Raw genomic sequence first — 19,345 nt, 5'->3', positions numbered from 1 at the left:
GGATCCACGACCTCACCCTCGCGTGCGGACCACACAACCGCCTCGCCGAAAAAGGCTGGACCACCCGCAAAAACGCCCGAGGCGACACCCAATGGATCCCACCCGCCCACCTCGATCACGGCCAACCCCGCACCAACACCTTCCATCACCCGGAGAAACTGTTCACCACCGAAGACGACGACGAACCCGGATGACCGCGCTTCGCAATGCGGCCCTCACCTGGCATTCTGTACGGATGGCAGGCAATGAGTTGGACCCCATCCGCGCCAGAAGCGCGCTGGCGGTTATCAAGCAAAACCCCGGCATCGTGCTTTTCGCAGTGTCGCCGCTGATCGCTCTGGTTGCGGTCACCTGGTATTTCGCCGGCGCCGGTTGGGGCATCGTGCTGGCCCTCGTGCTGCTGGTCGCCGGCGGCGCCCTCGTTCTCCGCAAGCGCTGACGCCACCGGCATGCGTTCGTGGTGGGGGTGGGGCACGCTCGAACAGGCCCTCACCGAACAGGAGACCAAAGACCTGGTGGCCCGGGTGGCGGCAATGCTGCCCGGGCACGACCTCACCGACCACCGCCCGCCCGACCCGAACACGCTCGGGTTACCGAGCCCGCGTATCACCCCGCCGCCCTCGCTGGCCGCGTTGTGCTCGTCCCAAGTGGTGGATCGGGCCGGGCACGCGCGCGGCAAGGCTTTCCGTGATGTCGCGCGCAATCTGCAGGGGCGCCTCGACCATCTGCCGGACCTGATCGTCCGACCGCGACGCGAGCAGGACGTGGTGGACGTCCTGGATTGGTGTACCCGCGAGGGGATTCCGGTGATTCCGTACGGCGGTGGCAGCTCCGTCGTCGGCGGCGTGGAGCCGCGCTTCGAGCAGCCCGCGGTCACCCTGGACGTCAGCGCCATGAGCGCGGTGATCGAGGTCGATCAGGTCAGCCGCGCCGCGCGGATCCAGGCCGGCGCGCTCGGGCCGTGGATCGAGGACCAGCTACGCAAGCACAACCTGACGCTGCGCCACTTCCCGCAGTCGTTCGCGTTCTCCAGCCTCGGCGGCTGGCTGGCGACCCGCGCCGGCGGGCATTTCGCCACCCTGTACACCCACATCGACGACCTGACCGAATCGGTAAGAGTGGTCACCCCGGCCGGTGTCAGCGAGTCCCGCCGGCTGCCCGGATCGGGTGCCGGGCCGTCACCCGACCGGCTCTTCGTCGGCTCGGAGGGCACCCTCGGCGTCATCACCGAGGCCTGGATGCGCTTGCAGTATCGACCGCGCTGGCAGGTCACCGCGTCGGTGGCGTTCGACAGCTGGCCGGCCGCCGTCGCGGCGACCCGCACCGTCGCGCAAGCCGGCCTGTACCCGGCGAACTGCCGGCTGCTCGACCCCACCGAGGCGTTCCTGAACGCCGGCGCACCGGTGAGCGGTGGCCTGCTGGTGCTGGCTTTCGAATCCGCCGACCATCCGATCGATCCGTGGCTGAATCGTGCATTGGAGATCACCGCCGAACACGGCGGCACGGTCATCTCGCGGCGCAACCGCGAACCCGACGGTGACGCAACGGAAGACCGAATAGACGACGCGTCGACCAACTGGCGCTCGTCGTTCCTGCGGATGCCCTACCAACGAGATGCCTTGGCGCGCCGCGGCGTCATCGCCGAGACGTTCGAAACCGCTTGCACCTGGACCGGATTCGAAGACCTGCACAACGCGGTGACCGGCGCCGCCCGGGCAGCGATTGAGAAGGTCTGTGGCACGGGCGTGGTGACCTGCCGCTTCACCCACGTCTACCCCGACGGCCCGGCGCCGTATTACGGCATCTACGCCGCCGGGCGCTGGGGTGCCCTCGATGCGCAGTGGGATGAGATGAAAGCCGCTGTTTCCGAGGCGATCACCGCCACGGGCGGCACCATCACCCACCATCACGCGGTCGGCCGTGACCACCGCCCGTGGTATGACCGGCAGCGTCCCGACCCGTTCGCCAAAGCGCTGCGCGCGGCCAAGCACGCGCTGGACCCGGCTGGAATCCTCAATCCCGGAGTGCTGCTTGGCTAGTGGCGGCCCGCTTCGCCCGGCCCCCGGCCGAGCTCGCGACCGCCACGTCGGTTAGACCGGGATCAGCCGTGCCCGATGTGCAGCAGCCGAGCCAGGTTCGGCAACTTGACCCGTGGTCGGCCGTGCGGCTCGCCTGCTGACCGCTCGAATTTGTCGATGACGTCCCAGTGCTCGGAGGTGATCACCTTGGGCTGCCGCTCGGCCAGCCAGTCCGAGAGCTTGTCGGCGTGGTCGCCGGGGAAGTCGGCCACATCAGCACCGGCAAGATCGGCGATCAACGTGTCGACGGTCTCCTGGGAGTCACTCTTGTTGGTGCCGATCACGCCGGTCGGCCCGCGCTTGATCCAGCCGACGACGTATTCGTTGCGACTGCCCTCGATGCGGCCGCCGGTGTTGGGGATAGTGCCGCGCTTCTCGTCGAACGGCAGTCCGGGAGTCGGGACACCGCGGTAACCGACCGAACGGACGACCAACTGCACGGGCAGTTCCTCGCGCTCGCCGGTGTCCTTGGCCGACACCCAGCCGCTCTCGTCCGCGACGAGTTCGTTGCGGCCCAGCACAATGCGCTCGACGTGGTGCTCGCCCTTGATCTCGATCGGAGAGGTCAGGAAGCGGAACACGATTCGCCGATGACCGGGACGCGGCTCACGCTCCGCGTAGCCCCGCAGCACCTTGATGTTCTGTTTGGTGGTCTTGCCCGCAGCCTCGGCGTCCTCGTCGGTGATGCCTTCGAACTGGGCTGGGTCGACGATCACGTCGACGCCTTCGAGCTCGCCGAGCTCGCGCAACTCCAGCGTGGTGAACGCCGTCTGCAGCGGCCCGCGCCGGCCGATGATGATCACCTCTTCGACACCGCGGGGGCGCAGCGACTCCAGCGCGTGGTCGGCGATGTCGGTGAGCGCCAGCACGTCGGGGTCGGTGACCAGGATCCGCGCGACGTCGATCGCGACGTTGCCGTTGCCCACGACCAGGGCGCGGGCGCCGGACAGGTTCGGTGTCTTGTCCTCGAAGTGCGGGTGCGCGTTGTACCAGCCGACGAAATCGACCGCGGAGATGCTGCCGGTCAGGTTCTCCCCGGGAATGTTCAGCGGTTTGTCCGACTGGGCGCCGACGGCGTAGATCACCGCGTCATAGCGCTCGGCAAGTTCGTGGGCGTGGACATGTTCACCGACGGCCACATTGCCGAAGAACCGGAACCGGGGATCGGTGGCCGTCTTCTCGAACTGTTTGCTGATCGACTTGATCTTGGGGTGGTCGGGTGCCACACCGGAGCGCACCAGCCCCCACGGCGTGGGCAGCATCTCGAGCATGTCGACGGCCACGTCGATCTCGTCGGTCGTGTCAGCCGCCTTCAACAGGGACGCGGCGGCGAAGAAGCCCGACGGCCCGGAGCCGACGATGGCGACGTGATAGGGACGCATGTAGAAGGATGCTAGACGGTGGTGCCGGTAACGTTGTCGCCTGTGGAACCTGACCGTCAAGCAGATATCGCCGCACTTGACTCCACCCTGACCACGGTGGAGAGGGTGCTTGACGTCGAAGGTCTGCGCACTCGCATCGAGAAACTCGAGCAGGAGGCCTCCGATCCCAACCTCTGGGATGACCAGGCCCGCGCGCAGAAGGTGACCAGCGAACTCTCGCACACCCAGGGCGAATTGCGCCGGGTCGAAGAGCTACGCAGTCGGCTTGACGATCTGCCCGTGCTCTACGAACTGGCCGCTGAGGAAGAGGGCCCGGCGGCCGACGCCGCGCTGGCCGAGGCCGACGCGGAACTGAAAGCGTTACGTGCCGACATCGAGGCCACCGAGGTGCGTACGTTGCTGTCCGGCGAGTACGACGAACGTGAGGCGTTGGTCACAATCCGCTCCGGCGCAGGTGGGGTGGACGCCGCCGACTGGGCCGAGATGCTGATGCGGATGTATATCCGCTGGGCAGAGCAGCATAAGTACGGCGTCGAGGTGTTCGACACGTCCTACGCCGAAGAGGCCGGCATCAAGAGCGCGACCTTCGCCGTACACGCCCCGTTCGCCTACGGAACCCTGTCGGTGGAACAGGGCACCCACCGGCTGGTGCGAATCAGCCCTTTCGACAACCAAAGTCGACGTCAGACGTCCTTCGCGGAGGTCGAGGTGCTGCCCGTGGTGGAGACCACCGACCACATCGAAATCCCGGAAGGCGACCTGCGCGTCGACGTCTACCGGTCCAGCGGTCCCGGTGGCCAATCGGTCAACACCACCGACTCGGCGGTTCGTTTAACCCACATTCCAACGGGTATTGTCGTGACTTGCCAGAACGAAAAGTCGCAACTGCAGAACAAAGTTTCAGCGTTACGAGTGCTTCAGGCAAAGTTGTTGGAGCGCAAGCGTTCCGAAGAACGCGCGGAGCTGGATGCCCTGAAAGGCGACGGCGGCAGCTCCTGGGGAAACCAGATGCGGTCATACGTGCTGCACCCCTACCAGATGGTCAAGGATCTGCGCACCGAGTACGAGGTGGGTAATCCGGCGGCCGTCCTGGACGGAGACATCGACGGATTCCTGGAAGCCGGGATCCGGTGGCGCAACAGAAAAGATGACAACTAATAACACCGCGTTCAACATGAACATCGCCTCCGCGGCCCAGCGATGGCACGACTTCTGGCGTGGCCCCCTCGGTGAGTGGATCATCACCAGGGGATTGCGCGTCGCCATGCTCATCATCGCGGCGGTGCTGGCTGCCCGCTTCGTCAGCTGGGTAGCCCAACGGATCACCCGCCAACTCGACCTGGGCTTCGCCGAGAGCGACGCCCTGGTGCGCTCGGAGGCGACCAAACACCGTCAAGCCGTGGCCTCGGTGATCCGCTGGGTGTCGATCGTGATCATCGCGATCATGGTGATGATGCAGATCGCCGACGTGCTGCAGTTCTCGGTCGGCGGGCTGGTCGCCCCTGCCACCGTCGTGGGTGCGGCCCTGGGTTTCGGTGCCCAGCAGCTGGTCAAAGATTTGCTGTCGGGGTTCTTCATCATCGTCGAGCGGCAGTACGGCTTCGGTGACCTGGTAAAGCTGACGATTTTGGGTTCGACGACCGACGCGGTAGGCACCGTGGAGAACGTGACACTGCGGGTCACCAGGCTGCGGTCGGCCGATGGCGAGGTCTTCACCGTCCCCAACGGCCAGATCGTCAAATCGGTCAACCTGTCCAAGGACTGGGCGCGCGCCGTGGTGGACATTCCGGTGTCGACGACCGCCGACCTCAACCGGGTCAACGAGGTCTTGCACCAGGAATGTGAAAACGCACGCGACAACCCGCTGCTGGGAGAGCTGCTGCTGGATTCGCCGACGGTGATGGGCGTGGAGAGCATCGAAGTCGACACCGTCACTTTGCGCCTGGTGGCGCGCACCCTGCCCGGCAAGCAGTTCGAGGCCGGCCGGCTGTTGCGGGTCCTGGTCATCCGGGCGCTGGCCAAGGCCGGCATCGTCACAGCGGCTGACGCGACGGTCGGGGTGGTCGACGACGCCGGTATACCCGCCGGCAGCGAGGTGACCGACGCCGACAAAGGCTCGGTGGCGCAGCGATGAAAAAAGTTGGATCGACTCTGCTGCAAAAGCTCCGCGACAGGCAGCGCACGCCCAGCCACCTGTTCGGCGGCCGGGTCCGCACCTCGACTGTCGTGCTGGTTGTGGCGTTCTTCGCGCTGTGGTGGACCTACGCGACCTACCGCCCGCAGCCCGAGCCGCCACGCAGCAACACGCCGCCGCCCGGGCAGGTGGTACCGCCCGGCTTCGTGCCCGACCCGGGCTACACGTGGGTGCCCCGGACGCGGGTGCGGGAGCAACCGGTCACCACGACCCCCACGCCGACGCCGACGACGACCACACCGCCGCCGCCGACCACCACGACCACGACAACGACGACACCAGGGTTGCCGTGCCTGCTGCCACCGCCGTTCTGCCCCGCGACGACGACCCCTGCCACCCCACAGCCGGAACCCGGTCCGACCCCTCCGTCGCGCTGAGTTTCGCGCCCCCGCGAAGCACCCGGCTACACTGGCGTGCCGTGATGATCACCCTGGAACATGTCACCAAGCAGTACAAATCGTCGGCACGTCCCGCCTTGGACGACATCAACGTCAAGATCGACAAGGGTGAGTTCGTTTTCCTCATCGGTCCGTCGGGGTCCGGCAAGTCGACGTTTATGCGGCTGCTGCTGGCGGCCGAGACTCCGACCACCGGCGACATCCGGGTGTCGAAGTTCCACGTCAACAAACTGCGCGGACGCAACGTGCCCAAGCTGCGGCAGGTGATGGGCTGCGTCTTCCAGGACTTCCGGTTGCTGCAGCAGAAGACCGTGTACGACAACGTCGCCTTCGCGCTCGAGGTGATCGGCCGCCGCGCCGACGCCATCAACCGGGTGGTACCCGAAGTGCTCGAGACCGTCGGCCTGTCGGGCAAGGCCAACCGGTTGCCGCACGAACTCTCCGGCGGCGAGCAGCAGCGGGTCGCCATCGCTCGCGCTTACGTCAACCGGCCGCTGGTACTACTGGCCGACGAGCCCACCGGCAACCTCGACCCAGACACCAGTAAGGACATCATGGATTTGTTGGAGCGGATCAACCGCACCGGGACGACGGTATTGATGGCCACCCACGACCATCACATCGTGGACGCGATGCGCCAACGCGTGGTCGAGCTGTCGCTGGGCAGACTGGTCCGCGACGAACAGCGCGGCGTCTACGGGATGGATCGCTAGTGCGCGTCGGATTCCTCCTCAACGAGGTCGTCACCGGCCTTCGTCGCAACGTCACCATGACGATCGCGATGATCCTGACCACCGCGATCTCCATCGGCTTGTTCGGTGGTGGTCTGCTGGTGGTGCGGTTGGCCGACAACTCCCGCGCGATCTACCTCGACCGCGTCGAGACGCAGGTGTATCTCACCGAAGATGTCTCGGCCAACGACCCGACCTGCAACGGCGATGTCTGCAAGGCTTTGCGGAACAAGATCGAGGGCCGCCAAGACGTCAAGTCGGTGCGGTTCATCAACCAGCAGGACGCTTACGCCGACGCGATCAAGAAGTTCCCGGAGTTCAAGGACGTCGCCGGCAAGGACTCTTTCCCGGCGTCGTTCATCGTCAAGCTGAGCAACCCCGACCAGCACGCCGAATTCGCCGCCGCGATGGAGGGTCAGCCCGGTGTCCGCGGCATCCTCAACGAGAAACAACTGATCGACCGATTGTTCGCGGTGCTGGACGGGCTCAGTAACGCCGCGTTCGCGGTGGCGCTGGTTCAGGCCATCGGCGCGGTTCTGCTGATCGCCAACATGGTGCAGGTCGCCGCGTACACACGTCGCACCGAGATCGGCATCATGCGGCTGGTCGGGGCCAGTCGCTGGTATACGCAGTTGCCGTTCCTGGTGGAGGCGGTGTTGGCCGCGACGATCGGTGTCGCGATCGCGATCGTGGGGTTGATTCTGGTGCGCGCGCTTTTCCTGGAGGGGGCGCTCAGCCAGTTCTATCAAGCCCATCTGATCGCCAAGGTCGACTATGCCGACATCGTCTACATCTCGCCCATCCTGTTGCTGCTCGGTGTCGCCATGTCCGGGTTGACGGCGTACGGGACATTGCGTCTGTACATACGGCGGTAGCGGTGGCCACCAAGGCGCGCCGGAGCGACGGCAGACAGATCATCGCCAGCAACCGCAAGGCCCGGCACAACTACTCGATCATCGAGGTGTTCGAGGCCGGCATCGCGCTGCAAGGTACCGAGGTTAAGAGCCTGCGCGATGGGCACGCGTCGCTGGTCGACGCGTTCGCCACCGTCGATGACGGCGAGATCTGGTTGCGCAACGTGCACATCCCGGAATACCGGCACGGCAGCTGGACCAACCACGAGCCGAGGCGCAACCGCAAGCTGCTCTTGCACCGGCGCCAGATCGACACCCTGATCGGCAAGATTCGCGAGGGCAATTACGCGTTGGTGCCGCTGTCGATGTATTTCTTCGAAGGCAAGGTCAAGGTCGAACTGGCGCTGGGCCGCGGTAAGCATGCCCATGACAAACGTCAGGATCTGGCCAAGCGCGACGCCCAGCGCGAGGTGATCCGGGAACTCGGCCGCCGGGCCAAGGGAATGGGCTGAGGACCGCTAATATCCCCCCATGGCCGACCGTCCAGTGACACTGCTCGACAAGTCCGAGGTGCTGGCGGGGCTGTTCGCCGTCTGGGACGACCTCGACGCGTTGCTGGACGGGCTGTCGGAGGCGGATTGGCAGACGCCGAGCGCTCTGGCGGGCTGGGACGTCAAGGCGGTGGTGTCGCACATCGTCGGCACGGAGTCGTTCCTGCAGGGCGTCAGCCCGCCCGAACCCGACATCGACGTCAAGGCGCTCGACCACGTGCGCAACGACATCGGGGTGATGAACGAGTGCTGGGTGCGCCATCTCAGCGGGGAACCGGGTGCGCAGGTGCTGGCGAAGTTTCGTGAGGTCACCGGTGCGCGTCGCAAGGTCCTCGAGGCCATGCCCGACGAGCAGTGGAACGCGGTCTCGTTCACTCCGGCCGGGCCGGACAGCTACGGACGGTTCATGCGGATTCGGGTGTTCGACTGCTGGATGCACGAACAGGACATCCGGATCGGCCTGCAGCGACCGTCGTCCGAAGAGGAACTACTCGGACCGGCGCTGCGGTTGTCGCTCGACGAGGTCGAGACCTCGATGGGATTCGTGGTGGGCAAACTGGCGAAGGCGCCCGAAGGTTCGCGGGTGCTGTTCGACCTGACCGGGCCGCATTCGCGACAGGTGCGGGTCAGCGTCGACGGCCGGGCGCAGCTGGTCGACGACTTCGGCGGCGCGGAGGCGACGGCCGTGATTCGCGTCGACGCGCTGCAATTCACCCGGCTTGCCGGTGGGCGCCCGTTATGCCCCGCACGCAGCCAAGAGGTGGCACTCAGCGGCGACCAGGAACTGGCCGCCCGTATCATCGAGCGGATCAACTTCGTTATTTGAGAGCGCTTTTCGTCACAGAAGCGACATGCATCACACCTGAGGCCTGGATGTTGACTCGGCAGCCCATATGGGTAGCCGACAGTTACGGGCGCCTTCGCGCCACCCAATCCGTAAGACTCAGGGAGGTCTACAAATAATGACTGCACCAGATACGACCAGACTGCTCGCGCAGCTTCGCACTCTGCTCGATCTGACCAACACCGAAATCCAAATCGCCGAAACCCGGGTGATTCAGGCTCGCACCGAGGCGGTACGCCGCGAGCTGACCCAGAACGCTGAGAACGGCCGCGAGCGAGCCGAGGCCATCCAGGCGTCGATCCGGGACCTCGGCGGCTACCCCGACGTGATCGGCCCGTTCCTGGGTCGCGCGGCCGCGGCCGTCAAGGCGCTGACCGAGCAGGCCGAGCCGTTCGACGAGGCGCTGCTGGGTGACCTCGCGCTTGAGGACCAGCTGCTCGACCGTGCGCGCTACACCAAGGCGCTGGCGATCGCCGCCAAGAACAAGGACGTCGAGAGCCTGGCCGACCGCCTGATCACCGCGCACACTGCGACGGTGGAGTGGCTGACCACGGTGCTTGCCGAAGACGCCCTCGGCGGCCCGGCCGCGCTGCGTCGCACCCCGGTGCAGGCAGCCGCCGGCACCGCGGTGAAGCTGGTCAACCTGCCGGTCACCTGGTCGGCGCGCGGTATCGACCGGGCGGTCGAGACGCTGCGCAGCGCCGGTCCCGCGTTCCGGGAGCTGGTGGAGCGTGGTGGAAACGCCAGCGAGATCGCGGCCAAGGCGCTCTCTGCCTCGCAGAATGCCGCGTTGCGGGCAGCCGAGCGAGTCACCCGCAGCGAGGGCGCCGACGGTGCCGCCGACGCGCTGCACCAGGGTCGCGAGACCGTGGGTGTCCTGGACGCCAAAGAGTTGCCGATCAAGAACTACGACGACTTGAACGTCAACGACGCCGTCGCGGCGATCAAGGATCTGACCTCACCGCGGGACGTCCGCGTCATGATCGCCTACGAGGAGGCGCACAAGGACCGCGCACGCATCGTCTCGGCTGCGCAGACCCGAGTCGCCGCCATCGCGAAGGAAGCCGTCGGCATCAGCTAGCAGGATGTGTCGATCAAGTCCCCCCGGTCCGCTAACCGGGGGGACTTGGTCGTCCGAGCCCGCGGGAAGATAAATGCGTTGCCGCTGGTTGATAGAGGCGTACCATAAGTTGTCCTGCCGGGAAGCCGGCAGAGATGCTCGAAGCAACAAAGACAAGGGGCTGAACGGTTTCGACTTCGCGCATCGAATCAAGGGAAGCGTGCCGGTGCAGGCAAGAGACCACCGTAAGCGTCGTTGCAACCATATAAGCGCCGATTCACATCAGCGCGACTACGCTCTCGCTGCCTAAGCGACGGCTAGTCTGTCGGACCGGGAACGCCCTCGCCCCGGACCCCGGCATCAGCTAGAGGGATCAACCGATGAGTTCGGTCGCGGGACTCATCGGGACACCAACAGCGACTGGGATCGTCATCCTGGCTAGTTCGCGTGACCAGGAGATCCGAGCAGAGACATAGCGGACTGCGCACGGAGAAGCCTTGAGGGAATGCCGTAGGACCCGGGTTCGATTCCCGGCAGCTCCACCAGAGAAGGACCAGTTGAGGGCCCATTTGACTCGGCCAAAACGCTCCTGCGTCAACATTGCGTCAACAAGAGGGCTACAGTCGTTGACATGGCGTCGTTGCGCACTAGGTTCCGAAAGGACAATTCGGCCTATCACGCTGTCCTCTACCGCTACGGCGGCAAACAGAGTTCGACTAGCTTTGAGGACCTTCAAACCGCCGAGAAGTTCATGGGACTTGTCGACCGCATCGGGCCGGCAAAGGCCTTGGCCGCCGTGTCCTCCGACCCTGCGCTGTCGAAAACTACCGTCGCGGAGTGGGTCCAGCATCACATTGATCACCGCACCGGCCTGGCAAAATCGACCCTGGCGGACTATCGCTCTTACCTCAAGAACGACATAGCGCCAACTCTCGGTCCAATCCCGCTGTCGGCGCTCACGCGGGAGGACGTAGCCAAGTGGACCCAGGACATGGCTCAAGCTGGAAGTTCGGGAAAGACGATCTCGAATAAGGCAGCGTTCCTGGCCTCTGCGCTGAACTCGGCAGTCGAGGCAGGCGAGCTCAACGCGAATCCTGCCTCTGGTCACCGCATGCCGCGCACAGAGACAAGAGACATCGTGTGTCTGTCCCATGCGGAGTTCGGCCAGCTCCGAGATGCTGTCACCAAGTACTGGCAACCGCTGGTCGAGTTTCTGGTTGTCTCGGGTGCGCGTTGGGGCGAGGTGACGGCCCTACGCCCCTCCGACATCGATATGGAGCAGGGCACCGTGCGCATAAGGCGGGCATGGAAGCGCACCTACGCGCTCGGTGGGTACGAACTCGGGCCGCCCAAAACCACGCGGTCGGTGCGGACTATCAATGTCCCGAAAACGACGTTAGGCAAGCTAGACCTGACCAAGGATTGGGTCTTCACCAACAAGTCGGGTGCCCCAGTTCGCGGCAATGGATTCCATGAGAGGGTGTGGCAGCCTGCCGTGGAGCGGGTCTGGCCCAGTGCCGATGACGAAAGCCAGCGGGTACCGTCGCAGACCACGGTGCGGCACCCGCGTATCCATGACTGCAGGCACACTTGCGCCTCCTGGCTCATCGCTGCCGGGGTTCCGATGGCGACAGTGAGCCGCCACCTCGGTCACGAATCGATCCAGACGACCATTAATCTCTACACCCATTTGGATCGCAGCAATATGCAGGTCGCCTCGGAGGCTATGGAGAGGATTCTTCGCTGAGGACGCGTACTGCTCTCGGCGAAGGCAGTCTGGTTCCGCAACCCGTCCGCGAGGTGGGCGGCTTCAGCGGAATCGGTATTCGACAGTTGACGACACCATTCGTCCTGACACCGTGGAGTGCAGCCAGCCATACTTGCAGCCCTACATGCTTTTCATGCCTGCATGGTTACATGTGAAACACATTGTCAGTAAACAATTTTGGTGAATTTGGCGATCAGATCTTACTTGCGGAGTAAGCATCCGTGCGTGTAGCGTCATGGGTGGAGAACCGAATGCAGCCTTTTCGGCTTGAGGTGGATTAATCACCGCCCGGGACGCACCAGATCATCGGAGCCAGGTCGTGCTGGTCGGCATCCGATGGCGTGATTCGAAATGGCCAGCGCATCAAACGGTCAGAGCACGCCATTTGCATTGAATCGACACCCTCGCGTTGTCGTCTCATGCCAGCATTTCCGGAGTCCGGCCCGTGTCCAGCACTACCTGTGTCCGCGCTCATCGAGCCCGAGTCGCAGCACTAACCCGTCACCGCGATCATGCCGACCCCGAGTTGGCCGAGGCCCGCGAGCGGCTGCACGAAGAAGTGTTCGTTGCCGCCGTAGAGCGTGCCCTCCGGTCAGCGCTACCGATCCGGCCCGAGATCCGTGATCGGGTCCTTCTGCTGCTGGCAGCTGGAGCCGTCGCATGAGCAACTTCAAGACCTACAGCATCGACGAAGTAGCAGAGGGTCTCGACTGCACGCCGCGCTGGCTCACGGAGCAAGTGCGGTCGGGTAGGTTTCCTGCAATCAAGATCGCCCGACATTGGCGTTTCACAAGCGCGGATGTTGAGGCGATTTTTAGCCTGTGCGCCAACAACTTTGATAGAGGAGCGGGAGGCTCCGTCACTGTCCCCGACGTCGCCCGAATTGTCGGTCTCACTCCGCGCAGCCGTAGGCGGGTGCTGGGCCTGTGAATGCTCCGAGGTACACGGAGGATGGGCCATTGGCCATGTCGCCCCGGCCGCTCAACATTAGGGCTTATTCGGAAAGCTTGGCTGTCCTGCGGGTTGGTCAGTTCAGCCCACATGTGTGTCCTGAGCCGAGACACCGTGCACCAGCCCGCATGTACAGCAGGCCTCCTTGACCTGTCATTCGCATGTCCACAAAGAGTGATGCCCTCGGCTGCAACCGAAGGCATCGGACCCCTGAAATCTCACCCAGCGCAGAGGATCTCCCTGATGTTAGCGGATTCGAACGCTCCCCGGACAGGGGCGCGGCTGAACCGTGCCCGGAAAGGAGCTTCTGACGAGACTGCCGCAGAAAGCATTTCGATCAACCGCGCTTTGCCGCCGTGGGCAATGTCAGCCCTGCGGACCGGAATTGAGTGCAGCAAGCCCGACCTCCGCAAGGTTTGGGGCCTGTTTGTCGCTATCGCCATGTCCTGCCAGCGACGTGGCTGGACCCAAGTGCAGTACGTCGAGGAAATGTGGTCGCGGGAAACCCGGTTATTCGCCCGAGGCGAGAGGGTCTTTGGTCACTGGCCGTTGATGATTCAACTGCTGACCGGCGTCAAGGGCAACTCGAAGCGTGCTCAGCGACAAATCGACCGAGCCTGGGCCACGGCTAGTGAAAACCTTAAACGCGAGGGCACGCTCAAGCCCATCGATGAGTACATGACAGACCTGATCGGGGCGGCATACGCCTGGGAGGACCGCCTCGATGACGACGTGGACAACCTGTCGGACCCCCAGAAGCAGGTAATGCGCTATGTCATTGCGTCAGTACAGAAGAGACGTAACTCCAAGGTCACCTGTCCCTGCCGTGAGGTCGGTGCCATCGTCGGCATCCCGCATAGCTCTGCCAGTAACACCCTGAAGGAGTTGGCCAAGAGGGGTTTTCTGGTCCTGCATGACTCCGGGTCCTACTCCGAGAATCCAAAGAACCGGAAGGCGGCGATCTATTCCCTTTCCGACCCGTTTGAACTCGCCTACGGAGGCCGTCAGTGAGCTTCCATGCCTTGGACATAGGAAACCCCTGGGAAGTACTCCTATGTCCAAAGTCAACAGGGCACTGCTCATCCTTTGAGAAAGAAATTGAGATGACGAGAAAGGCGTCCATGACATGTTCACGTCCGATACGGAGACGAACCCGTCCCGTCGAGCCGAAGGTGATCCGCTGATGGCGCGCAGAAGGACTCGGCGCAGCCGCGGTATTACTGACAATGAGCTTCTGGCTTCCGGCTGGGGCGAATTGAAGGGCACGGCAAGGGTTAAGACCCGGCGAATACCATTTCCGACTTGCACAGCACCATTCAGCGCCCGTCACCGCACTTTATGCGAGCGGCGCGGGCGCTGGTTCGAGGGGGCGACGACGTACAGTTTCGCTCAGACTTCTCGGGTGCGCTGCATAGCTGGTGCGAGCCCCACCGATTACCCCCGCTGCGGTTGCAAAGCCAATTGTCAGGGGCGAGCGACCAGAGCCCCCCGTCTGCCTCGAGTGCCACCTGATGCTCGCGCAAGGGTGCTGGTCATGATAACCGGGATCGGCCGCCTCCTAGCGGAGGTTCGGTGGTGCGGACCCTCGGCTTTATGGAGTGGACGTGAGCACTAACTCCATGCCGATGTACGACAATCTGGCAGACCACATCAGATGGCTGCTGCTAGAGGGTGCCACCTACCAAGAGACGCCGGACTTAGGTGCGGAAGTACTTGATCTCGTCGACAGCTTCGCAGCACGGTTCCTCGCCCTTCCCAACGACTACGCACGTCACTCGCTTGTGCTGTGGTGCACGCACTGCTGGTTGATGGACTGCTGGGAGCACACCCCGCGCCTACTGTTCACCTCGCCAGAAGCAGGCAGTGGCAAGACCCGTGCCCTGATGGTTACCAGCCAGCTGGTGCCCCGGCCAGACCACGTCGCCGATCTGACACCGGCTGCTCTATATCACTCGATAGACCAAGCGCTTGAGCTTGAGGGTGGTCGACCGACGGTCCTGTTCGACGAGTTCGACACCGTCTTCGGCAGCGCCGAAACCGGCAGAATCCGTAACGAAGAGATGCGCCGACTGATCAACGCCGGCCACGACCGTAACGAGAAGCTTGCTCGCAAAGTGGGCAAGAAGGTCAAAGAATTCCGGTTGTACACCCCGATGGCGCTGGCCGGGAAGATGTCGATTGACGACGTACCGGCCACTATCCGCACTCGTTCCATCACTATCCCGATGCAGCGCCGCAGTCCGGAGGAAAAGGTCGAGCGGTGGAACCGGCACCAGCATGAGGCCGAGGCCCAGGCGATCCGCTGGTCACTGCAGTGCTGGGCCGAACTCGTCCACAGCTACGCGCTGGACTGCATGGGACTAAATCAGCCCGTGTTGCCCGAGGGGATTGAGGACCGTGACGCCGACGTGTGGCACCCGTTGCTGGCGGTCGCTGAACTAGCGGGCGGGCACTGGCCGGAACGGGCGCGTGTAGCTGCTGTAGCTGCTGTAGCTGCTGACGGAGTAAAGAACACACCCAGCCCCGGCATCGATCTGCTGGCCGACATCAAGGCTGTCTTCGATGACTTGGCGACAGAAGTGGTGTTCACCACTACCCTGCTGGCCGAGTTATCCAGCAGGGACCAGCGTTGGCGCAGGCTCGACGGCAAGAGACTGGCCCGCATATTGCACAGCTACGGCATTCACCAGATCAACAAAGACCAGCGCATCGGCGCCAAGGTCACCAAAGGTTACCGGCGTGAGTACTTTGATGACGCCTGGTCACGCTACCCCGTAAGTGCAACTGCATCAGCTATGCCCACTGCAGACGAGGGATACCACGATGAGTGATCTGCCGACCGACATCGAAGTCGGTGACGCCCACGCACTGCGCACCTTCGCCGTAAAGGACGGCAGGTTGACGTCCATTGCCCAATGTGGATCGCACTGGAAGGAAGGGAAATGCGAGGCGATCTGCCTGTGCAGCCCCGACGACCCCGACCACGAGGTCCCCTCCGCCGACTGCACGTGCGGCGTCTACGCCTTCTGGACCGTCGAGGAGCTACTCAACCAGTACCGAGACTTCGCACGCCGCATCGTCGCGGTTGTTCGGATGGACGGCCTGACCATCGAAGGTGAGAACGGGGTTAAGGCCAACGCGGCGCAGATCGTGGCGTGGTGGTGTGCAGAGGACGAACCCGAATTGGTAGCGGCGTGCGTGGCCAGCGCCCCGGGAACTCGCCGGTACTTCGACAGAGAAGTGATGATCCGGCTACACCTGGCACTAAACAAACAACAATTGCTAGAGGGGATGCGGGATGGGTGACATCGGGCAACCGCGCCGGCGCGTCATCAGGGTGCCGACAACGCCAATACGCAAGCCGACACAGGAGCCGAGTCCCCCGATCAAGCCCGCGCCACCGGCACGGGAACCGACCCGCACAAGTTCGCGTTAGGAAACAGCTGGTTAGCGGGCGCAGGCTGGCGACATATCGCCAGTTGAAGGTCCATTTTAGAAGGCGAACGCTGCTTGAGTGCTCAACATAAGGAACGTGCGGCGTTTGAACAGCCGTCCGGGCTTGTACACACTTCTGCGTGGTCGCACCACATCTGCCGAGTGCCGAGACGACGGTTATGCCCCGGACAGGACAGGTGGATGATGAGGTCGGCGTGCGTGTCGCTGAAGCTGAGGTATCGCCGATCCGGACCGCCTGGCACGAAGCAGTCATGTGGTTGTGTTGACCGTTCGGCGCGGCCTGCCGGGTAGGCCGCGGCCCGCTGAAAGAATGTCGAGGGCTCCGAAATGAAGGAGTTCAACCGACCGAAGGAAGCACGCACCCGGTGACAATCACCCAGCAAGAACTTGAGACGCGGCTGTGGGACGCGGCCAACGCACTGCGCGGACCGGTCGACCCCGCCGACTTCAAGACCTACGTCTTTCCGATGCTGTTCTGGAAGTGGATTTCCGACACCTGGGCGTACGAGCGCAATGAAGCCCTCGACGATTACGGCGACGACCTCGACGACGAGATCGAGGCCGACTTCCACAGGTTCGAGATGCCGGCGGGCACGCTGTGGTCCGAGGTCACGACCAAGGTCAAGAACCTCGGTGCCGAGATTGCGCGAACGTTCCAGCAGATTGAGAAGGCTAACCCGCGCTCGCTGGCTGGCGTCTTCGGCGATGCGTCGTGGGGAAACCAAGAGCGCATTCCCCAGTCGGCGCTGCTGGGCCTCATCAAGGCCTTCAACCAGATCCGTCTCGACCCGTCCACCGTCTCCCACGACCTACTCGGCGCCGGGTACGAGTACCTGCTGAAGAACTTCGCCGACGAGTCCGGCAAGAAGGCAGGCGAATTCTTCACACCGCGCGAGGTCGTGCACCTACTTGTCGGGATCCTGGAACCGCATCCGGGCGAGGCCGTCTACGACCCGGCGTGCGGCTCGGGGGGCATGCTGGTGGCCACCATCAACGCGCTGCGCGAGTCCGGTATGGACCACCGCACGCTGCGCCTGTACGGCCAGGAGATAAACCTCACTACCTCCTCGATCGCCCGGATGAACCTCTTCCTGCACGAGATCGAGGACTTTGACATCAAGCGCGGCGACACGCTCCGCGCGCCGGCGTTCAAGGACACCAGCGGTGCCGTTCGCCGGTTTGACGCGGTGATCGCCAATCCGCCGTTCTCGCTGACGAACTGGGGTGCGGACCGATGGCCGGCGGACCCACGAGCGTTCTGCGGGGTCCCGCCGGCGCAAAACGGCGACTACGCGTTCGTGCAGCACATGGTCTCCTCTATGAAGCCCGGCACCGGCCGGGCTGGCGTCGTCATGCCCCACGGCGTGCTGTTCCGCGGTGGCGCAGAGGGTCGGATCAGGCAGTGCCTGATCGAGAAGGACCTCCTCGAGGCCGTCGTCGGGCTGCCTCCGAATCTCTTCTACTCGACGACAATCCCGGCCTGTCTGTTGATCTTCCGCGACCGGAAACCAGATGACCGTAAGAACCAGGTGCTTTTCGTCGACGGGTCGGCTCGGTTCGACAAGGGCAAGAACCAGAACCGCATGTCCGAGGACGACGTTAAGACGCTCGTCGAGGCCTACCGCACCGGTCGTGACCCCGACGGCGAAGGCGGCGCGCACGTCCGGCTGGTGTCGTTCGACGAGATCAAGGACAACGGCTTCGACCTGAACATCGGACGGTACATCAAGGTTGCCGCTGAAGAGGCCGCCGACCTGGGCACCACACTTGTCGCGTATGCGGACGCACGCCAGCGCCGCATCGACACCGAAGCCGTCATGTTCCAGCGTCTCGCCGCGGCGGGCATCGACCTGAGCATGTTCGAGGTGGCCGGTGAGTGAGTGGCCGCTTGGCAAACTTGCTGATGTCTTAACCGAGGTGAATGACCGCAATACCGCGGGGGCTGTCGAACTCGTTCTTAGCGTCACCGAGGGGCGCGGCATCGTGCCGCAGACCGAGATTTTCAAGAAGCGCATCGCAACCGACGACACCGTGAAGTACAAGGTTGTTCAGCCCCTAGACATCGCCTGGAATCCCTATCTTCTGTGGACAGGGGCGGTTGGGCAATGGCTGGGCGCAGCGGCCGGCGTGACATCTCCGGTGTACCCGATCTTCCGAGTTCGGGAACATCACGACGCCCGATTTTGGGGGCTGGTCTTGGCGAGTGGCCAACTGACCCCGTACTTCAACAGCACGGCCATTGGGTCCATTCAGCGTCGTCGGCGAACGACGGTGCCGGTATTCAAGGCTGCGACTGTTCTTGTGCCGCCGCCGGTGGAGCAGCGCCGCATCGTTGACGTCATGTTAGCGGTGGACGCGCAGATCAATGCGTTGGCGGCGGAGGCCGACAGTCTGACTCGGTTGGCTCGCGCGCGACGATCGCAACTAGTGAACGATGAAACGGTTCCCGAGGTGCGCGCCCACCAGGCTTTCGAATTCTCGACAGGGGTGCGACGGACCCCAGATCGGGCCAACGGGCCACACATGACGCGCTACCTGCGCTCAGCCAATGTCGGATACGGATCACTCGATCTATCGGATGTACTTGAGATGAACTACGAGCCGCACGAACGCGAAAAGTTCAGCCTTCGAAATGGTGACGTCTTGGTATCCGAAGGAAGCGCCAGCCCAAAGGCAGTGGGGATGCCAGCGATGTGGCGCAATGAGATTTCAGGCACGGTTTGCTTCCAGATGACCCTACTTCGCCTCCGTGCAATCGCTGAGGTCTGTACTCCAGACTTTGCCTTCCAGTGGTGTTTGTGGGCATATGAAGCGGGCAGATTCCTCGATGTTGCAGGCGGCACGAACATTAAGCACATCAGTGCGAAGCGGTCGAGCCAGATGGCAGTGCGATTGCCCTCCTTGACGCGGCAGCGGGAAATCGCGTTGGAGTTGGATTCCCTAGGCGCCCAATTGACCTCGGTGCGTTGTGAGCTCGCAAGACTGCGCTCCTTCCGCTCCGCTCTCCTTTCTTCTCTACTGAATCAGGAAATCGAGATCCCCTCGTCCTACGACATACTGCTGGAGGAGGTGCTCTGA

18 protein-coding genes, 1 other RNA gene and 1 pseudogene are annotated in these 19,345 nt (G+C 63.8%); 19 read left to right on the top strand and 1 reads right to left on the bottom strand.

Annotated elements, in window-relative coordinates:
* From AWC08_RS14400 to AWC08_RS14390, 3 genes and pseudogenes are all read left to right on the top strand, one after another.
* Window positions 1-194: pseudogene (locus tag AWC08_RS14400) on the top strand (hypothetical protein); the annotation flags it as partial.
* 41 nt (window positions 195-235) lie between these two features.
* Window positions 236-439 (top strand): hypothetical protein, encoded by a 204-nt coding sequence (locus tag AWC08_RS14395; protein ID WP_065043486.1) that lies wholly within the window; start codon window positions 236-238, stop codon window positions 437-439.
* Between the two features lie 10 nt (window positions 440-449).
* Complete coding sequence (locus AWC08_RS14390) at window positions 450-2,039, top strand: FAD-binding oxidoreductase (RefSeq protein WP_069434946.1); 1,590 nt, start codon at window positions 450-452, stop codon at window positions 2,037-2,039.
* 62 nt (window positions 2,040-2,101) lie between these two features.
* On the opposite strand, the gene AWC08_RS14385 is transcribed toward AWC08_RS14390, so the two are convergent.
* Window positions 2,102-3,460 carry an FAD-dependent oxidoreductase gene (locus AWC08_RS14385; RefSeq protein WP_069434947.1) on the bottom strand — a complete coding sequence of 453 codons (1,359 nt, stop codon included), beginning with the start codon at window positions 3,458-3,460 and terminating at the stop codon, window positions 2,102-2,104.
* A 42-nt stretch (window positions 3,461-3,502) separates the two neighbouring features.
* On the opposite strand from AWC08_RS14385, the gene prfB reads away from it, so the two are divergent.
* The 16 genes from prfB (at window position 3,503) to AWC08_RS14305 (ending at window position 19,345) form a co-directional block, all read left to right on the top strand.
* Window positions 3,503-4,618: a peptide chain release factor 2 gene (prfB, locus tag AWC08_RS14380; protein WP_069434948.1), complete on the top strand. Its 1,116-nt coding sequence runs from the start codon at window positions 3,503-3,505 to the stop codon at window positions 4,616-4,618.
* Entirely contained in the window at window positions 4,608-5,594 is a 987-nt protein-coding gene (locus tag AWC08_RS14375) for a mechanosensitive ion channel family protein (protein WP_069434949.1), read from the top strand. Before prfB ends, AWC08_RS14375 begins: the two co-directional genes overlap by 11 nt.
* Complete coding sequence (locus AWC08_RS36500; protein ID WP_083271346.1) at window positions 5,591-6,031, top strand: Rv3103c family proline-rich protein; 441 nt, start codon at window positions 5,591-5,593, stop codon at window positions 6,029-6,031. The genes AWC08_RS14375 and AWC08_RS36500 overlap by 4 nt, the downstream gene beginning before the upstream one ends.
* Before the next feature lie 44 nt (window positions 6,032-6,075).
* Window positions 6,076-6,765 carry a cell division ATP-binding protein FtsE gene (gene ftsE / locus AWC08_RS14365; protein ID WP_065135400.1) on the top strand — a complete coding sequence of 230 codons (690 nt, stop codon included), beginning with the start codon at window positions 6,076-6,078 and terminating at the stop codon, window positions 6,763-6,765.
* Window positions 6,765-7,658 (top strand): permease-like cell division protein FtsX, encoded by an 894-nt coding sequence (gene ftsX, locus AWC08_RS14360; protein ID WP_065135386.1) that lies wholly within the window; start codon window positions 6,765-6,767, stop codon window positions 7,656-7,658. The genes ftsE and ftsX overlap by 1 nt, the downstream gene beginning before the upstream one ends.
* A 2-nt stretch (window positions 7,659-7,660) precedes the next feature.
* Window positions 7,661-8,149: an SsrA-binding protein SmpB gene (gene smpB / locus AWC08_RS14355; RefSeq protein ID WP_069434950.1), complete on the top strand. Its 489-nt coding sequence runs from the start codon at window positions 7,661-7,663 to the stop codon at window positions 8,147-8,149.
* Window positions 8,150-8,168: 19 nt separating this feature from the next.
* Window positions 8,169-9,014: a maleylpyruvate isomerase family mycothiol-dependent enzyme gene (locus AWC08_RS14350; protein WP_069434951.1), complete on the top strand. Its 846-nt coding sequence runs from the start codon at window positions 8,169-8,171 to the stop codon at window positions 9,012-9,014.
* A 136-nt stretch (window positions 9,015-9,150) separates the two neighbouring features.
* Window positions 9,151-10,113 (top strand): hypothetical protein, encoded by a 963-nt coding sequence (locus tag AWC08_RS14345; protein ID WP_065135389.1) that lies wholly within the window; start codon window positions 9,151-9,153, stop codon window positions 10,111-10,113.
* A 156-nt stretch (window positions 10,114-10,269) separates the two neighbouring features.
* Window positions 10,270-10,637: a transfer-messenger RNA gene (gene ssrA / locus AWC08_RS14340) on the top strand.
* Between the two features lie 86 nt (window positions 10,638-10,723).
* Window positions 10,724-11,839 carry a tyrosine-type recombinase/integrase gene (locus AWC08_RS14335; RefSeq protein ID WP_069434952.1) on the top strand — a complete coding sequence of 372 codons (1,116 nt, stop codon included), beginning with the start codon at window positions 10,724-10,726 and terminating at the stop codon, window positions 11,837-11,839.
* Between the two features lie 681 nt (window positions 11,840-12,520).
* On the top strand, window positions 12,521-12,790 hold the full coding sequence (locus AWC08_RS14330) for a helix-turn-helix domain-containing protein (RefSeq protein ID WP_083271347.1): 270 nt from the start codon (window positions 12,521-12,523) through the stop codon (window positions 12,788-12,790).
* Between the two features lie 264 nt (window positions 12,791-13,054).
* On the top strand, window positions 13,055-13,822 hold the full coding sequence (locus AWC08_RS14325; protein ID WP_142283581.1) for a hypothetical protein: 768 nt from the start codon (window positions 13,055-13,057) through the stop codon (window positions 13,820-13,822).
* A gap of 608 nt (window positions 13,823-14,430) precedes the next feature.
* Entirely contained in the window at window positions 14,431-15,642 is a 1,212-nt protein-coding gene (locus AWC08_RS14320) for a DUF3631 domain-containing protein (protein ID WP_142283580.1), read from the top strand.
* Window positions 15,635-16,117 (top strand): hypothetical protein, encoded by a 483-nt coding sequence (locus AWC08_RS14315; protein WP_085087903.1) that lies wholly within the window; start codon window positions 15,635-15,637, stop codon window positions 16,115-16,117. Before AWC08_RS14320 ends, AWC08_RS14315 begins: the two co-directional genes overlap by 8 nt.
* Before the next feature lie 515 nt (window positions 16,118-16,632).
* Window positions 16,633-18,147, top strand: coding sequence for a type I restriction-modification system subunit M (locus tag AWC08_RS14310; RefSeq protein ID WP_085087900.1), 1,515 nt, complete (start codon window positions 16,633-16,635; stop codon window positions 18,145-18,147).
* Complete coding sequence (locus AWC08_RS14305; RefSeq protein WP_069434765.1) at window positions 18,140-19,345, top strand: restriction endonuclease subunit S domain-containing protein; 1,206 nt, start codon at window positions 18,140-18,142, stop codon at window positions 19,343-19,345. The genes AWC08_RS14310 and AWC08_RS14305 overlap by 8 nt, the downstream gene beginning before the upstream one ends.

Source organism: Mycobacterium gordonae, from assembly GCF_002101675.1.
Classification (GTDB): Bacteria; Actinomycetota; Actinomycetes; order Mycobacteriales; family Mycobacteriaceae; genus Mycobacterium; species Mycobacterium gordonae.
The sequence above is the reverse complement of the archived record's forward strand: the minus strand, read 5'-3'. Positions and strand labels throughout refer to the sequence as shown.

What these genes read in the sequence shown, in the direction of transcription:
- AWC08_RS14330 (WP_083271347.1), top strand. Translation starts at nt 12,521, where the DNA reads ATGAGCAACTTCAAGACCTACAGCATCGACGAAGTAGCAGAGGGTCTC.
- AWC08_RS14335 (WP_069434952.1), top strand. Translation starts at nt 10,724, where the DNA reads ATGGCGTCGTTGCGCACTAGGTTCCGAAAGGACAATTCGGCCTATCAC.
- AWC08_RS14320 (WP_142283580.1), top strand. Translation starts at nt 14,431, where the DNA reads ATGCCGATGTACGACAATCTGGCAGACCACATCAGATGGCTGCTGCTA.
- AWC08_RS14385 (WP_069434947.1), bottom strand. Translation starts at nt 3,460, where the DNA reads ATGCGTCCCTATCACGTCGCCATCGTCGGCTCCGGGCCGTCGGGCTTC.
- AWC08_RS14350 (WP_069434951.1), top strand. Translation starts at nt 8,169, where the DNA reads ATGGCCGACCGTCCAGTGACACTGCTCGACAAGTCCGAGGTGCTGGCG.
- AWC08_RS14315 (WP_085087903.1), top strand. Translation starts at nt 15,635, where the DNA reads ATGAGTGATCTGCCGACCGACATCGAAGTCGGTGACGCCCACGCACTG.
- AWC08_RS14375 (WP_069434949.1), top strand. Translation starts at nt 4,608, where the DNA reads ATGACAACTAATAACACCGCGTTCAACATGAACATCGCCTCCGCGGCC.
- AWC08_RS14325 (WP_142283581.1), top strand. Translation starts at nt 13,055, where the DNA reads ATGTTAGCGGATTCGAACGCTCCCCGGACAGGGGCGCGGCTGAACCGT.
- AWC08_RS14390 (WP_069434946.1), top strand. Translation starts at nt 450, where the DNA reads ATGCGTTCGTGGTGGGGGTGGGGCACGCTCGAACAGGCCCTCACCGAA.
- ftsE (WP_065135400.1), top strand. Translation starts at nt 6,076, where the DNA reads ATGATCACCCTGGAACATGTCACCAAGCAGTACAAATCGTCGGCACGT.
- AWC08_RS36500 (WP_083271346.1), top strand. Translation starts at nt 5,591, where the DNA reads ATGAAAAAAGTTGGATCGACTCTGCTGCAAAAGCTCCGCGACAGGCAG.
- AWC08_RS14345 (WP_065135389.1), top strand. Translation starts at nt 9,151, where the DNA reads ATGACTGCACCAGATACGACCAGACTGCTCGCGCAGCTTCGCACTCTG.
- AWC08_RS14395 (WP_065043486.1), top strand. Translation starts at nt 236, where the DNA reads ATGGCAGGCAATGAGTTGGACCCCATCCGCGCCAGAAGCGCGCTGGCG.